The sequence below is a fragment of the Roseomonas sp. KE2513 genome, assembly GCF_016107305.1.
In the GTDB taxonomy this organism is placed as follows: Bacteria; Pseudomonadota; Alphaproteobacteria; order Acetobacterales; family Acetobacteraceae; genus Roseomonas.
In genome coordinates, this window is the sequence record NZ_RCVR01000038.1 from 1 (window position 1) to 14,408 (window position 14,408).

Consider the following 14,408-nt stretch of genomic DNA (forward strand, 5'->3'; position numbering starts at 1 on the left):
CTTGTTCGCTGAAAATCAGGTTTGGATTCCACTCCCACGTGCTCGCACTGGCCAAGGACCAGCGTCGCTTTGAGTGTCTGCTTCGGAGCACGTCCTCGGTGGCGTTGAATGTTCGAGATGGTGTTGAAGCAGCCGCTTGTACCGGCAGTGACGCAATGTCCGCTTCCACTTCCATGTCCGACTTTGCGCTGACGAGCATCAATGTCGTGGAAGGGTCGGGGGCGGCGGTAGCCTCCCGTCCGTAGCTAGCTCCAGGTGGGGTGGGAAGCAGCCATAGCTACTTCCAGAGTGAAATCCCTTCCTGGGCGATCGTGCGCTGCACAGCGTCCCGCGCTTCCAGCCGCCGCGCGTGTGCCGTCCAGGCTGGGTACTGGCCTTGCATATCGATGTGCATACGGTTCCCCCAGCGGAAGAACACCAGCAGGTAGGGATCGACTACCGAGTAAGCGTCGCCGAGCGCGTACTGACGGCCTTGCATCCTGTTCTCGACCAGAGCGAATGCCGATAGCAGGTACTCCATGCCCCGTTCGATCAACGGCCCGTGCGTGGAAGCGTCAGGTAGGAAGTAGTCCGTCTTCCATACCATTCGAACCGCCACGGCGTGGACGGTGCCCGACAGCCAGTTGGTCCACTCGACCGCGCGCACGATGCTGCCGGTATCTGATCCCATGAGAGCGGCAGCAGGGTTGGTTAGCCCGAGATGCAGAAGGATCGCGGGGGCTTCAGTCAGGAGAAACCCCTCGGCGATCAGCACGGGGATACGGTCCTTGGGGTTGATCTGCCGGAACTCGGCAGACTTGGTCTCAGGGTGCCCGGCGGACATCATCACCGTCTTGTAGGGGACGCCGATTTCTTCGAGGACGATGTGTGGAGCGAAAGCGCTCGATCCAGGGGAGGCATGAAGGGTGTACATCGATCCCGTGCTCGAAGGATGTGCTGCTAGATGGACCACCCATCCATAGCACAGTGACGAGTAGCGGTCGCGCCAGTCAAAGGTCCGGCAAGGGGGCGCGATCGGCCCTTTTGTAGGATCAACCTAACCTATCGACTTCCTGCCAGAAGCCGGCTTTGCGGCCGTGAGCGGTCCGGAGCGCCCTTTCGTAGGCCGCGTGGTCCGGTATGGAGCCGAAGTCCTCCACGCGCCCCGCAGCGTCGCGGCAATCGCGGAGGTGCTGCGCCGCGTGCTTGTAGCGCGACGACCGAGCTGTCCCGAGCGTGAAGTCGATTATAGCCCGGCGCAGCAGCATCGCAGCGAGGGGATGCCTGCTGTCCAGCGCGTCGGAGGCCGGCGAGAGCAGCTCGTAGAGGTCGCCGTCTAATGCCTGCGTCCGGCTCAGGACCAGTTCGCTCGCCCGCCGCAGGTCGGGCCAAGTGACGAGGAACTCCAGCGATTGGTGGACGTCCTTGAACACGAGCGCGTGCGCCATGGCCCGCTGCTCCGCTTCGACATCGTCGAAGTCCGGTAGCTTGCGAAGGTAGGCGTGAAGATGGGTGGCGCTGAGCGTCGTGGTGAAGCGCTCCCACCGGAAGGCCTGCGCCTCGTCGGATCGCCCGAGCGCCTCGAGCACGTCGAGGCGCGCGTCCTCCCACTCGACCGGCGCCTGTTCACGCTGCCGCGCGTCGACGCGCTCCACCGCCGCCCAGGCCTCGGGCAGTCGCCCGGCTCCGAGCAGCCGTCGCGCGATGGCCGCGGCGACGGCCGGCATCTTGCGCGCAGGGGCGTCGAACTGCCCGATGAAGCCGTCCACGTCCCCGAGCGCGTCCGCCACCTGCTGCAGGATGAGGCTGGCCATGTGCTTTCGGTGACGGGACCGAACCTCGTCGGCGTGGATCGGACCGGCACTCGACCAGGCGACCACCTGTCGCTTGCTCCCGGGCGATGCGGCAAGCGGTTCCGCCTGCCACGCTTGCACGGCTTCCCTGAGAATCAGCAGCCCGGCCGTGCCGAGTTGGGGAGCCAGGATGGGGACGAGTTCGCCCCAGACACCATGTTCGTCGACGGCAAGGGCCTGAAAGGCGCGGTTGGCGAGGGCCTCGGGCGGTAAGCCGGCCCGCTGTGCCAGGGTGCCGAGATCCCGGACGGCGGTTTGGAATGCCTCGGACAGGCGGCCGCTGCCATCGTCGGAACGCGCGAGCACGCCTTCGGCGCAGCCGACCAGGCGCCAGAGCAGTTCGAAGGCCTCGGCCGGATCGGTTGGGGCAACCACGTCGAGGATGGCGCGGCGCTGCACCTCCAGTTCGGCTAGCAACGGCTTGATCTTCTGCCAGTTCAGCCAGGTTTTCGCGCTCCCGATACGGACCAGCTGCTTAGTGACGGCACGCGCCGTTTCACCGGCACCGCCGCGGCCGGCCAGGGCCAGGCGGAGCTGTCGCTGGGCTTCAGCATTGCCCTTGCTGATCGCCATGAGCAGTTCCGCGAGCCGGGCCGCGCCGAGCGCCTCGAGGTTCGCAGCGTTCAGTGTCTTGCTCTGGGCCATGCTGTGCTTCTGGTTCGATCAGGAACTGTCTTCAACGGCCATCTCGTCGGATAACTGGCATGCGGACGTACACAGACTTATCCCCCGCAACTGTGGATAAACGGTCGTCGCGAGCGATCACGAAGGAAGCACAAGGGCTGACAGCCTGACCTGGAGGGGACCAAAAGTCCGATCCTGGTGCACGAGGACCTCACCCTGCTTGGCGAGTTCCAGGCCAGCCAGGAAGCCGGTCGCGAGGTTGGAACGACGCCGCAGCGGCGAGGCGGGTATGCATCCTGACGCTCCGGGTACCAGCTCACCCAGCTCGCCACCGCCGGGGTGGTCACGCAACCAGGTCCGCAAGTGCACGAGTGCTTCCGCAAGGGGCCAGACATCAAGTGCGGGCGGCGCGTACGGCCGGACTGCCTCGCGTGCCGCCGTCTTCGGCACATCCAACAAGTCGAAGCACGCCAGCAAGAGGTCCAGCAGATCCCCGCCCTCAGTGCGGTCGGCGATGGCAGGCACTTCGGCGACCCCACGGGCGAAGACCTCCTGCCCTAGTTGCGGCCGCCGCTCCAGCCACCCTGCCAGTGCTCGCGCGTGCCGGCGCTGCTCAGCGCGGATGAGGCCGTCGCGTAGTCGCTCCGCCTCCGGCACCTTTGCCTCGTCCTCAGCATGCACCAGCAGCTTCGACTTCAGCAGGACCAGCCAGCTGGCGGCGATGAGCCAGTCGCCCCGCTCCGTTAGGGTCGCCGCGGCGCCCGGTGCCTCCACTGCGGCTACGTACTGGTCCACCAGCGCCACGATCGACAGGCGCGCAAGATCGACCTTCTGAGCGCGGGCCAGCTCCAGCAGGAAGTCGATCGGCCCCTCGTAGCCGTCGAGTTGCACGACCGGGGCGGAGGCGGGACCGCCCCGCCCGGCCGGCGTCATCCGGCGTCGCCGGCGACGGGTTGCAGGTCCAGCCGCAGGTCGGTCCAGGTCTTGGTCAGCAGCCGCACCGCCGCAGCAGGGCCGGCATCGGCTGCGAAGAACCCGAAGTGCAGTGCCGCCTGGCCCTTCGGTCGCCGGCCCGCCGAGCTGGGCAGCCGCTGCACTCGGCGTAGTTCTTCGGTGCCCCAGTGGGTGCGGAGCCAGCGCCGGGCATCCGGGTGGTCGGGACCGAGCGCCAGGATCGCCGCCGGCACGGGCAGCAAGGCGTGCAGGTCGAGCGGCCGGGCACGGCTCGCCTCCGCCGCAGCCCGAACCCGCCGGTGCCGATCCTCGCTGCGTTCGCGAAGCTGCGCTGCAAAGATCCGGCAGCCCTCGAGCGATAGCCGCCCGGTGCGGGGATAGCGGGAGGCCAGACGGTGAAACACGTCCTCCTCCATGGCGGCGAAGTCGATCTGCCAGGGCGTGACACCCGGCCCCTCTGCCGCGGCGGCGAAGGCCGCCACCATTTCGGCTGGCCCGCCGACGGCCAGCCGAAACGGCAGCCACTCCGTGTGCTCGACCGCTCCCTCGCCGCCCAGACGATCGGCGCCAGGCAGTTCCGCTTGGCTAAGGGTGGCTGTCGAGCCGACCGTGTCCCGACCGACGGAACGAACCTGCTTCGGACGCCCACGCGGCCGCTTCGGTGCGTCCGGCTTCGCGCGGGAGCGCGACGGCCGGACCGGCGCCTCGTCCCAGGGGAAGCGGATCTCCGTCACAGGCCGACCTTGCCGGCGGGGCTCTCGGAGAGAAGCTTGGCCCGCCGAACGTAGCCGCGCATGGTCTTGTGGTCGCGATGGCGCGTGTGATCCATGATGTCCTGATCCCGCACACCCTTGTCGTAGGCCTCGGTGATGAAGCCGGCGCGCAACCCGTGCGCGGTCAGGCGGTCGCCGCCCGGCACGGTGATGCCGGCGAGGTGGGCGCGTCCGAGCAGCAGGAAGCGCACGGAGTCCGGCACCAACGCGTCGCGGCCGATGGTGCCGGTCTTGCTGATGCGGCGGAACAGCGGTCCCGCGCGGTGCTTCAGTGTCGCGCGCCAGGCCTCGATGGCGCGCACCGGACAGGTCGCCGGGTTCTTGCCGCGCGGGATGCCGATCTCGGCGCCCTGGCGCTCCTGGTCTGTCTTGGACCGGCGGATGCGTACCCGCAGGCCGAACGGCGTGGGCACGACATCGGTCACTTCGAGCGCCACGAGTTCGGAGCGGCGGAAGGCGCCTGCGAAGCCCAGCAGCAACAGCGCGCGGTCGCGCCGGCCCACAGGACCATCGTCGCAGGTGTCGACGAGCTTGCGCAGGTCGGCGAGGCGGATCGCCGCGGCCTGACGCACGGGCTGGCCGTGCTCGGCGAGCACGCCCTTCAGCGTGGCGCGGATCTCGAGGCTGCCGGTCTCCCAGGGGAAGCCGTTGTAGCGATGCATCTGGCCGATGGCGGCGAGCCGGCGGCGGACGGTGGTGGGGGCGTGGGTCTCGCCGAGATGGGCAAGGTAGGCGCCGACGGTGGAGGGCTCGGCCGGGATGGGTTCGAGGCCGGCCTCGAGGCACCAGGCGGAGAAGTGCTGCCAGTCCGAGCGGTAGGCCCGCAAGGTGGCAGGCGACATGGAGCGGCGGGCGTACTCGCGAGCCTTGGCCTGCGCCGCCAGGCCCTTGGCGGTGGGCACAAGTCGCTGTTCCGGCAGGCTTTCACCCGCCCCACGTGTCGCGACGTCGCTACCCATATCGCCTCGACCTCCTGCCTCCGGAAGCCCGAATCTGCCTCAGGCGGGCACGAAGCGCCACCTGCAATTACATTACTCGTGATAAGGGGGGTTATCGCGGGTAATGGGTCGCGTGCATGCTGTTGGTTGTTGCTCGGCCGAGATCGCGATAGTCCCTGATTGCCATCCTGGATTCCGGGCCGATCATCCTTGGTTCTGGGACGGGTCCGGTCGGCCGAGGCGAACCTGAAGCGGACCGGAGCCGAGATCAACCTGGTGGACGCGGTCAACGCTGCCTGACGGCGAGGCTCAGATCGGCAGCTCGGCCTGGGGACTGCCGGCCCGAACGTATCGGTATCTGTATGTCTTCGCCCGGCCGGACCCTACGACCTCCTCCACCCACGACGTGAGCCCGCCTGCCTGCTGCATGTCGGCAAGCGCCTGCCGAACCTCCTCTCGCAACTTGACCCGTTTCTTTGTCTCCTCGGCGCGGTAGTCACGCCCGGCCAGCGAGGCCAGCAGTTCCACGTTGATCCAGCTATGGGCAGGCTGGCTGTCAATGTAGGGCCACCAGCATCGCGCGTAATCGGACTTCAATTTGAAGTAAACGTCAGCATCTACTGCGACGAGATGCCGTTCCTCAAGTGTCCGACGGACCCATTCTCCATACGACACCGTCAACTTGCTATCGAGCTGGGCACCATCCCACTCGATTCGACCTATTAGGGCATCCGACCAACCGGCTCCGGCGAGCATCCCCCGGGCCTCGGCACGCAGATATTCTTCATGCGATCCACGGAAGACCCTGATCGTTACGCGCTGTAGCTCCTGGAGCACGCGAAGGGCGGTCAGGAGGTTCGTCACGTGGATGGTCAGGCCACTGGCAGCCAGCAGCTCCCGCCACGTCGTCTCGGTCTGGCATACGACGATCTTCTGCCCAGTCTCGGTGCGGGCCTCGACGCGCTTCGCGCGCAGCCGGAAAAGCGCAACGAGCGCATCCCGATGCCGGGTTCCCAGCTCGCGCCCGGCCACTTCGACCACGCTGTGCGGGGGGACGATGTAGGTCCGACGGAAGTTGCTGTCGGTGTCCAAACCATGGACACGGGCAGCGAATGCACTCGTCCGAGCCAGCCGGGAGGGCATCACGGCGGGGGCACGACGCCCCCTGGCGTTCTGCTTCGTCCGCTCAAGCCGGGCAAGGCGCTTTCGCTCCACCTCAGACAGGAATTTCGGCCCGCTCTCGCTCATTGCCCCAAAATGCCCCTGCGATTCCGCTCGCCGCTGGAATGCTCCCGCGATTCCCGTGGAAGAGGAGCATAGACACGAAGAATGGGCCTGAGAGCCCAAAAAATGCTCCCGTGATTCCCGTCACCCGGAGAAGTTATCCCCAGCTCTGGGGACAACAGGAGGCCCTAAGTGAATCCCAGGGGCACTTTCCGTAGAGGCAGGGGCATTACGCGTAAAAGCGGGAGCAGAACCCCCACCTAGGCCACTGAATCGAAACGCAGAATTTCCCTTTAGACTCATATTATTAGACGAATCTTAGACCTTCCGCTGGGGACAACCCTAACGCGGGCTGGTTCCCCATGCTGGTCCTGGAACGGACGTCCAGTTCATGAGGCAGGAACGGCATCGGGAGAAAGGCTGCTGAAAGGACGGTCCTGGCACCGACTCGGACCAATCAAGGGTGCAGGGAAGAAGCAGAGGAGGGGATCGGGCTCTAAAGTGCCCCCGCAATTACGACTGCCTCGCCCCTTCCAGGGCGGCCACTTTGGCCGCCATCGCGATGTTCAGACCCTTAGGTCCGCGCACAGTGCCAGACATTGGTCCGCCGGTCCTGACCGTCTTGAGAGAACGCCAGAATGTGGTGGGCCCCGAGGTAGCGTCCTGGCCTCGGTCACGAACCCTCGGCGCCGCAGCGTTCGCAGAACCCTCCGGCGCGCAGCAGGACCTCCGCCCACACGCGGGGGTCCCGGACGTAACGGCGGCCCCTAAAAGTGACTGTGTGGTGTGTGTCGGAGCCGGCATCGACGTCGTTGAGACTGTCGCCTGTAGCTCGCAGGTCGTGGTCCAAGAGTCGCTCAATCAGGCCCGCATGGGGCACCTCGACCTTCATGCGCTCCCAGGCCCGCCGAGTGCCCAGGCCACGTAGCGCCGCCATGGAAGCTGCGATCGCATCCTCGTAGTCCGACCGGCTACCTTCAAAAGACGGTGGAGCAGCACCTCAAGGGCGAACTACGGCTCGAGAAGACCCTGCACGGCGTCGCCGACATGGCTGGACGGCCGGGCAAGGCGACTCGCAGAAGCCAGATGCCGCAGGGAAGCTTCGGCCGGCTGCTGGGCTGATTTCTTCGCTGCCACACAAGATTCACCCGGTCATGCAAAGCCTTGTGGGTAGGGCATTCCGCGAGTCATGGAGCCTCCTCCCGCAGGTTCGCGGTCGCGTGAGCTGGGAATCAGTTCTTGTTTTGTTCGCGATTCGCCCGATAGGGTGGCGGCATGGCCGACCATTTTCCGAACGAATCCAACGAGAACTCGCTAAGCCCAGCGCGCCCAGAGGAGGTGGCCGACGCACTGTCCTACGCGCTGCGCTACGACGAGCGCGGGCGGCCACGGCCGCACGGTGGGGAGATGGTCGCGGGCTTGGCGGCGCAGCACTTGGCTCAGTATCTCGAGCGGGCCGGCTTCGTGTTGATGCGCAAGCGTCCGGGGCGTCCACACAGTGCGGGGTGACTCGGGTAACGCCCGGCGCTTCATTTCCGTGCATCTTCCGTGGCTAGCGGTGGACGCGCTCCGACGGCGCGAGCCCGACCTCGCAAGCGAGGCAGTGGCGACGTGGCAGACTGTGGGTAACCGCCGCGCGCTGGTTTGCGTCGACGCCCCGCATCTGCACGCAGGGCAGGCCATGGCCGACGCTCAGGCCATGCTGCCGAATCTCGTGTTGCGGCCCGCTGACCCAGGCAGTGAGGCCGAGCTGCTGCAGCGGCTCGGGCACTGGGCCCTGCGTTTCACACCGCTTGTGGCCCTGGATGCCCCAGATGGGCTGGTCCTCGACGTGTCCGGCTGCACCGACCTGTTCGGCGGTGAGATGGCGATGCTCGCGGAGGTGGAGCGCTGTTTCCGCCGGGCCGCCTATCGGGCGCGAGTCGGGATGGCGGGCAGCGCCGATGCTGCAGCAGCCATGGTCCGGAGCGGGCACAACGGCGTTGTTGTCCCCGTCGGCGGCGACCTAGAGGCAATCGGCGCACTGCCGCTTGCTTCGCTGCGGCTCCCTGGCGAGATCGCAACCGGTCTCGCCAGGCTCGGCCTGCTAACGCTGGGCGATGTGCTGCGCCAGCCGCGGGCGCCCCTGGCACGCCGCTTCGGTCGCCCACTACTCGATGCGCTGGATTTCGCCTCAGGCGCGAGGGCGCGGCCACTGAAGCTGGTCCAGCCACCCCCTGCCCTGCTGGCGATCCGCTCTTTCCTCGAGCCGATCGTGACGCGCCCGGCCATTGACCGTGCCGTGGACGCCCTGCTGGAGGAGCTGTGCGCTACGCTCGCTGAGTCGGGCAGCGGTGCCCGACGCCTCAGCCTGCTCGCCTTCCGCGTGGACGGCGAGGTGCAGGAGGTGGTCATCGGTGTCGGCAGTCCCTCGCGTGACGCCGCTCACCTGCGCCGGCTCTTCGCCGAGCGGCTTGGCACCTTGGAGCCCGACCTCGGCTTCGAGCGCATGATCCTGCGCGCGACCGAGACCAACGCACTTCAGGCCCGCCAACTGAGCGGCCTGGGCGGGGACGCCCTGGCCGGCGAGCAAGAGCGGATGCTGTCGAAGCTGATCGACCGTCTCGGCCAGCACGCCGTGATGTGGCGTGTGGCGCAGACCGGAAGCCATTTGCCCGACGATAGCGTGGCCATGGTCGATCCCCACACAAATCCCGAGGTGCCGGACGCCTGGGAGGAGCGGCGGCGGCCGGTGCGCCTCCTGCGTCAACCGAAGGAACTCGGCGTGGTGGCCGAGGTGCCGGAGGGCCCCCCTGCCCGGCTGCGTCTGGACGGCCGCGTGCTGCGAGTGTTGCACGCCGCCGGCCCCGAGCGGCTGGAACCGGAATGGTGGGGCGACAAGCACGACCGTCCGCGCCGGGATTACTTTCGGGTGCAGACCGAGGAGGGCGGCCGGCTGTGGGTGTGCCGACTCGGGATCGCCCGTCCCAACGCCCCAGCACGCTGGTTCCTGCACGGCGTCATCGGCTGATCGCCCTGTGTCCCTTGCCTACGCAGAACTCGGCTGCCGCTCGAACTTCACCTTGCTGGACGGCGCTTCGCATCCCGGCGAGCTGGTGGTGGCCGCTGCAGCGCTCGGCCATGCCGGGGTGGGCATCTGCGATACCAACAGCCTTGCCGGTGCTGTGCGCGGCCACGTTGCTGCCAAGGAGGCCGGCATACCCTACGTTGTGGGCTGCCGCCTGCAGTTGCAGGACAGTGCCGAGTACCTGGTGTGGCCCACCGACCGGGCGTCCTTCGGCCGCCTGACCCGACTGCTTTCGCTGGGCCGCATGCGCTCGCCCAAGGGCGAGTGCAGCCTCACTCATGACGAGATGATCGGACCTGCGGAGGGCTGGTGCATGGCGGCCGTATCCCCCGTGCGCCCGGACGCCGCCTTTGGCGATCGCCTACGGGCCGACGCCACGGCGCTGCGCTCTCGGTTGGCGCTGCCGCTGCTCTGCACGGCGACGATCCGTTTCGACGACATCGACGAGGAACGGCTGGAAGCCCTGGCCGAGATGACCGCCCTCGCCCGTGTTGACCTGCTGGCGACCAATGACGTGCGCTACCACGTCGCCTCCCGTCGTCGCCTGGCTGACGTGCTAACGGCGATCCGCCTCGGCCGGCCGGTGGACCGGCTGGGCCGCGATGCCGAGCCCAATGCTGAGCGGCACTTCAAAGACCCAGCCGAGATGGCCCGGCTGTTCCGCCGCGCCCCGGCCGCCCTGCTCAACACCCTCCGTGTCCTCGAGGCCTGCAGGGGCTTCTCGCTGTCCCAGCTGCGCCACGAGTACCCGGACGAGATCATGGAGCCCGGCCGCACGCCGCAACAGACGCTGGAGGGCCGCGTCGCCGAAGCATGCGCCCGCCGTTTCCCGCGCGGCGTGCCCGACGACATCCAGGGCCGCATTGAGCACGAGCTGCGGCTAATTGAGCGGCTGGACTACGCGCCCTACTTCCTGACGGTGGACGAGGTGGTGCGCTTTGCCCGAGACCAGGACATCCTCTGTCAGGGACGCGGCTCCGCCGCTAACTCCTCCGTCTGCTACGTGCTCGGCATCACCGCGGTAGATCCCTCCAAGCACGACCTCCTGTTTGAACGCTTCCTTTCGGTGGAGCGGGCTGAGCCGCCCGACATCGACGTCGACTTCGAGCACGAGCGCCGCGAGGAGGTGATCCAGTTCATCTACCGCCGCTACGGCCGCGATCGCGCGGCCATCGTGGGCACTGTAATCCGCTTTCGCGGCCGATCGGCGGTGCGCGAGGTCGGCAAGGCGCTCGGGCTGTCGGAGGACGTCACCGGGCGGCTGGCCAAGGCCAGCTGGGGCCCAGGACGGGACGACAGCCTGGCCGAAATCGCGGCGGCCGAGGGTCTCGACCTGTCCGACCGCCGCCTCGGCCTTGCGCTGGAGCTGGCCGAGGAGATCCAGGACTTCCCCCGCCACCTCGCCACCCATGTCGGCGGCTTTGTCATGTCGCGCGGGCCCCTGATCGAGATGGCGGTGGTCGGCAACGCCGCCATGGACGGGCGCACGGTGCTGGAGTGGGACAAGAATGACGTCGAGGCGCTCGGCCTGCTGAAGGTGGACATCCTGGCGCTGGGGATGCTGAGCTGCCTGCGGCGCGGCTTCGACCTTCTGCGCCGGCACCGCATTGCCGACCTCGATCTCGCCGACGTGCCCCGCGACTGCACCGAGACCTACGCTATGCTGCGTCGGGCCGACTCTCTGGGCGTGTTCCAGGTCGAAAGCCGCGCGCAGATGAACATGCTGCCGCGTCTGCGGCCATCGAAGTTCTACGACCTGGTGGTGCAGGTGGCCCTCGTCCGGCCCGGGCCGATTCAGGGCGACATGGTACATCCCTACCTGCGCCGGCGCTGGGGCGACGAGGCGCCGGTCTACCCCTCCCCCAGCAAGGAACACGGTCCGGAGGACGAGCTAAAGCAGGTGCTCGGCCGCACCCTGGGCGTGCCACTCTTTCAGGAGCAGGCCATGCGGGTGGCCATCGTCGCCGCCGGCTTCTCGCCCGGCGAGGCCGACCAACTGCGCCGCGCCATGGCCACCTTCAAGTACACGCAGGGTGTGGCGGTGTACCGGGACAAGCTGGTCGGCGGCATGATCCGCCGCGGCTACGACCCCGACCTCGCCGAGCGCGTGTTCAAGCAGATCGAGGGCTTCGGCTCTTACGGATTTCCGGAGAGCCATGCCGCCAGCTTCGCGCACCTGGCCTACGCCTCGGCCTGGGTGAAGTGCCACCATCCCGCGGTATTCGCGGCCGCGCTGCTGAACAGCCAGCCGATGGGCTTCTACGCCCCCGCGCAGATTGTGCGCGACGCCCAGCAGCACCGGGTGGTGGTGCGTCGGCTGGACGTGAACGAGAGCCGTTGGGACTGCACCCTGGAGCCGGAGGCGCGCAGCGCCGAGGGCCTCGCCCTACGCCTAGGGCTGCGCATGGCCGCTGGCCTGTCGGCCGAGGACGGGAAGCGGGTGGCCGAGGCCCGGCGGACGGGCAACGGCTCGCCTTATGCCTCGGTGGACGAGGTGGTGCGCCGGGCCGGGGTAGGCCGTAAGGCTATTGAGGCTTTGGCCGAGGCGGACGGCTTTGCTGGCATGGGTCTCGATCGCCGGGCGGCGATGTGGGACGCCAAGGGAGTCGAAGGCGACACCCCTCCCCTACTGCGGCTGGCCGCCCAGGCCGCAGCGGCCGGTGAGCCGCCTCTCCTTGTTGAGCCCTCCCCTGCCCTGCCGGCCGAGGCAGATGGGCAGTCGGTGGTGCTGGACTACACTGCGACTGGGCTAACCCTACGTCAGCACCCGCTGGCGCTACTGCGATCGCAACTGCGCGCACTCGGTTGCAGCGATACCCGCGACCTGGAGGGTATGCGCGCCGGGCAGCGGATCAGGCTGGCCGGCATGGTGCTGATGCGGCAGCGGCCGGGCACGGCCAAGGGCATCGTCTTCATCACGGTCGAGGACGAGCACGGGACAGCGAACCTCGTCGTGTACACCGATGTCGGTACGCGCGACCGGGCCGCGCTCATCGGGGCCCGGCTTATGGTGGTCGAGGCTCGGGTAGAGCGTGAGACCGAACGGGCCGAGGTGCCGATCACCCACCTGATCTGCCGCAAGCTGGAGGATCGCTCCGATCTACTTCGTAACCTGATGCAAGGCTCACTGCATGAAGGATGGACTGAGCGCGCGATTGGACGCGCCGACGAGGTCAGGCGCCCGGATCCAGGGTCAGTGCGACCCAACCCCCACATGCCTCAAAGCAGAGATTTCCGCTAACCCTGCTTTCCCGAAACGCTGAAGTCCCGAAAGCAGGAAATCGGGTTTGGCTGGGAACCTTGAGACGATCAGTCAGCAGATTGGGGCGGCACCTCCTCTTCTGAAATGCAGAGTGTTGGCACACCTGGGGTGTGTGGTCCTCTAGCAATTTGTGTGGGCAATCAGGCTGAAAGGGCACTCTAGTAGCCCCGTAGTCACTCACCTTAGCCCGATTTCGGGGTTTCCCGAAACGACGAAATCCCCGTTTAGGGCTTTCGTGCTAGCCCGAAACCAAGTAAGACTTGATGATGCCGCAAGGTCAGGGCAGCGCGGCCGTTGCTGGAAACCGTGGTTTCGGGAAATCGGTGTTTCGGGGGCGGTCATAATGGCCATTGTCACGTTCGCTCAGGTCAAGGGTGGTTCAGGAAAGACTACCGCGGCGATGTGCACAGCTGCCGAACTCGTTGCCCGAGGCGCGACAGCCCCGTAGCCACCCACCTTCGCCCGATTTCGGGATTTCCCGAAACGACGAAATCCCCGTTTAGGGCTTTCGTGCTAGTCCGAAACCAAGTAAGGCTTGATGATGCCGCAAGGTCAGGGCAGCGCGGCCGTTGCTGAAAAGCGTGGTTTCGGGAAATCGGTGTTTCGGGGGGTCATGATGGCCATTGTCACGTTCGCTCAGGTCAAGGGTGGTTCAGGAAAGACTACCGCTGCGATGTGCACAGTTGCCGAACTCGTTGCCCGAGGCGCGACAGTTGCTGCCCTCGACCTCGACCCCAATCGTCCTCTGAACGCCTTCTTCGGGAAGGTGCCGGAACTGCAGCACGTAGGCGTGGCTGTTCCGGACGGCGAGCGTCGGGTCAGTGCTCTGGTGAGGGATCTAGCGTCGAAGCATGATCACGTCGTGATCGACCTTATGGGGGCTGCCACGAACGACACGCAGGTAGCAATGGCGCTGGCAGATTTGGTGATCGTTCCATCTCAGATGAGCGAGACTGACCTCCGATGCGGGGTCGAGACGTGGCGGCAAGCTGAGGAGGCCCAAGACATTAGCGGACGCCGTATTGCCCGCGGCGTCCTTCTGACACGCACGGCTGCCGGCGCAGCCCGACCGAGGGTCGAAGCTTTTCTTAGAGAACAGTACCAGCGGATAGGCGCGCATGTTCTCAGGGCCGCCTTCGGCGACCGGGCTGCGTGGAAGGAGATGACCTACACCGCTCACATCCCTCATCTTCATGACAGGAGTAGTAATGCTGCAGCGAACTTCGTCGCCGTTTTCGACGAGATGATGGCCTTGATCTCGGAGGACGCTTCTCCCTTGGCCAGTGCAGCCTGAGGAATCGAGCAATGTCCGCAAAGCCTCAGCGCCCGGTACTTCAAGCGCCTGATTTTGGACCGCGGCCGGCGCCCTTACCAACCTCGGCTAATGACCCGCGCTTCAGTGCAGCGGAGGCTTTGGAGACCACAGAGGCTCTTGAGCGTGGCTTGAGGAGCGGTAACGTGCGTGTGGTTAATCCGGAAACCGCGCCTCCCCAATCACGAACTGAGCCCGGTGCTCCACCCTCTCGCCGCTCCCCGGAAATCTCACTCTCTACCAAGGCACCCGAGTACGTTCTGCAGCAGCTTCGGCGACGTTACGCCGAGACTGGAGTGACTATTCGCAATCAGCTTCTGCTCGCGTTGCGAAAGGATGGGATTGAAATCAGAGAGGATGATCTGCAGGACGAACGTAAACGTCCGCGGACCAGATAGTCTTGTCGCGTTGTAGGAAATCGG

At 66.7% G+C, this 14,408-nt stretch carries 11 protein-coding genes; 5 read left to right on the top strand and 6 right to left on the bottom strand.

Translation table 11 applies throughout. From position 1 onward, the window contains the following. The coding region (locus D9599_RS31585) for a hypothetical protein (protein WP_232480867.1) at positions 1–245 on the top strand (245 nt) is incomplete at its 5' end. A gap of 32 nt (positions 246–277) precedes the next feature. Here the strand turns inward: D9599_RS31585 and D9599_RS24580 are convergent. From D9599_RS24580 to D9599_RS24605, 6 genes are all read right to left on the bottom strand, one after another. Next, the gene (locus tag D9599_RS24580) at positions 278–913 is read right to left on the bottom strand and encodes a glutathione S-transferase family protein (RefSeq protein WP_198383943.1); all 636 of its coding nucleotides are present in this window, start codon (positions 911–913) and stop codon (positions 278–280) included. Positions 914–1,031: 118 nt separating this feature from the next. Then, positions 1,032–2,477, bottom strand: coding sequence for a DUF6880 family protein (locus D9599_RS24585; RefSeq protein WP_198383944.1), 1,446 nt, complete (start codon positions 2,475–2,477; stop codon positions 1,032–1,034). 117 nt (positions 2,478–2,594) lie between these two features. Continuing rightward, positions 2,595–3,389, bottom strand: a complete 795-nt coding sequence (locus D9599_RS24590; RefSeq protein WP_198383945.1) for a ScpA family protein — start codon at positions 3,387–3,389, stop codon at positions 2,595–2,597. After that, positions 3,386–4,144, bottom strand: coding sequence for a hypothetical protein (locus D9599_RS24595; RefSeq protein WP_198383946.1), 759 nt, complete (start codon positions 4,142–4,144; stop codon positions 3,386–3,388). The genes D9599_RS24590 and D9599_RS24595 overlap by 4 nt, the downstream gene beginning before the upstream one ends. Further along, positions 4,141–5,142 carry a tyrosine-type recombinase/integrase gene (locus D9599_RS24600; RefSeq protein ID WP_198383947.1) on the bottom strand — a complete coding sequence of 334 codons (1,002 nt, stop codon included), beginning with the start codon at positions 5,140–5,142 and terminating at the stop codon, positions 4,141–4,143. The genes D9599_RS24595 and D9599_RS24600 overlap by 4 nt, the downstream gene beginning before the upstream one ends. 288 nt (positions 5,143–5,430) lie before the next feature. Then, positions 5,431–6,369, bottom strand: a complete 939-nt coding sequence (locus D9599_RS24605; RefSeq protein WP_073138426.1) for a hypothetical protein — start codon at positions 6,367–6,369, stop codon at positions 5,431–5,433. A gap of 1,251 nt (positions 6,370–7,620) precedes the next feature. Here D9599_RS24605 and D9599_RS24610 point away from each other — a divergent pair. The 4 genes from D9599_RS24610 to D9599_RS24630 all read left to right on the top strand — a co-directional run bounded on the left by D9599_RS24610 (position 7,621) and on the right by D9599_RS24630 (position 13,968). Further along, on the top strand, positions 7,621–7,854 hold the full coding sequence (locus D9599_RS24610) for a hypothetical protein (RefSeq protein ID WP_198383948.1): 234 nt from the start codon (positions 7,621–7,623) through the stop codon (positions 7,852–7,854). Positions 7,855–7,966: 112 nt separating this feature from the next. Then, positions 7,967–9,355 (top strand): DNA polymerase Y family protein, encoded by a 1,389-nt coding sequence (locus D9599_RS24615; RefSeq protein WP_375373070.1) that lies wholly within the window; start codon positions 7,967–7,969, stop codon positions 9,353–9,355. A gap of 7 nt (positions 9,356–9,362) precedes the next feature. Then, positions 9,363–12,653 (top strand): error-prone DNA polymerase, encoded by a 3,291-nt coding sequence (locus D9599_RS24620; protein ID WP_198383950.1) that lies wholly within the window; start codon positions 9,363–9,365, stop codon positions 12,651–12,653. A 634-nt stretch (positions 12,654–13,287) separates the two neighbouring features. Next, positions 13,288–13,968 carry a ParA family protein gene (locus tag D9599_RS24630; RefSeq protein ID WP_232480869.1) on the top strand — a complete coding sequence of 227 codons (681 nt, stop codon included), beginning with the start codon at positions 13,288–13,290 and terminating at the stop codon, positions 13,966–13,968. The last annotated feature ends 440 nt before the right edge of the window (positions 13,969–14,408 follow it).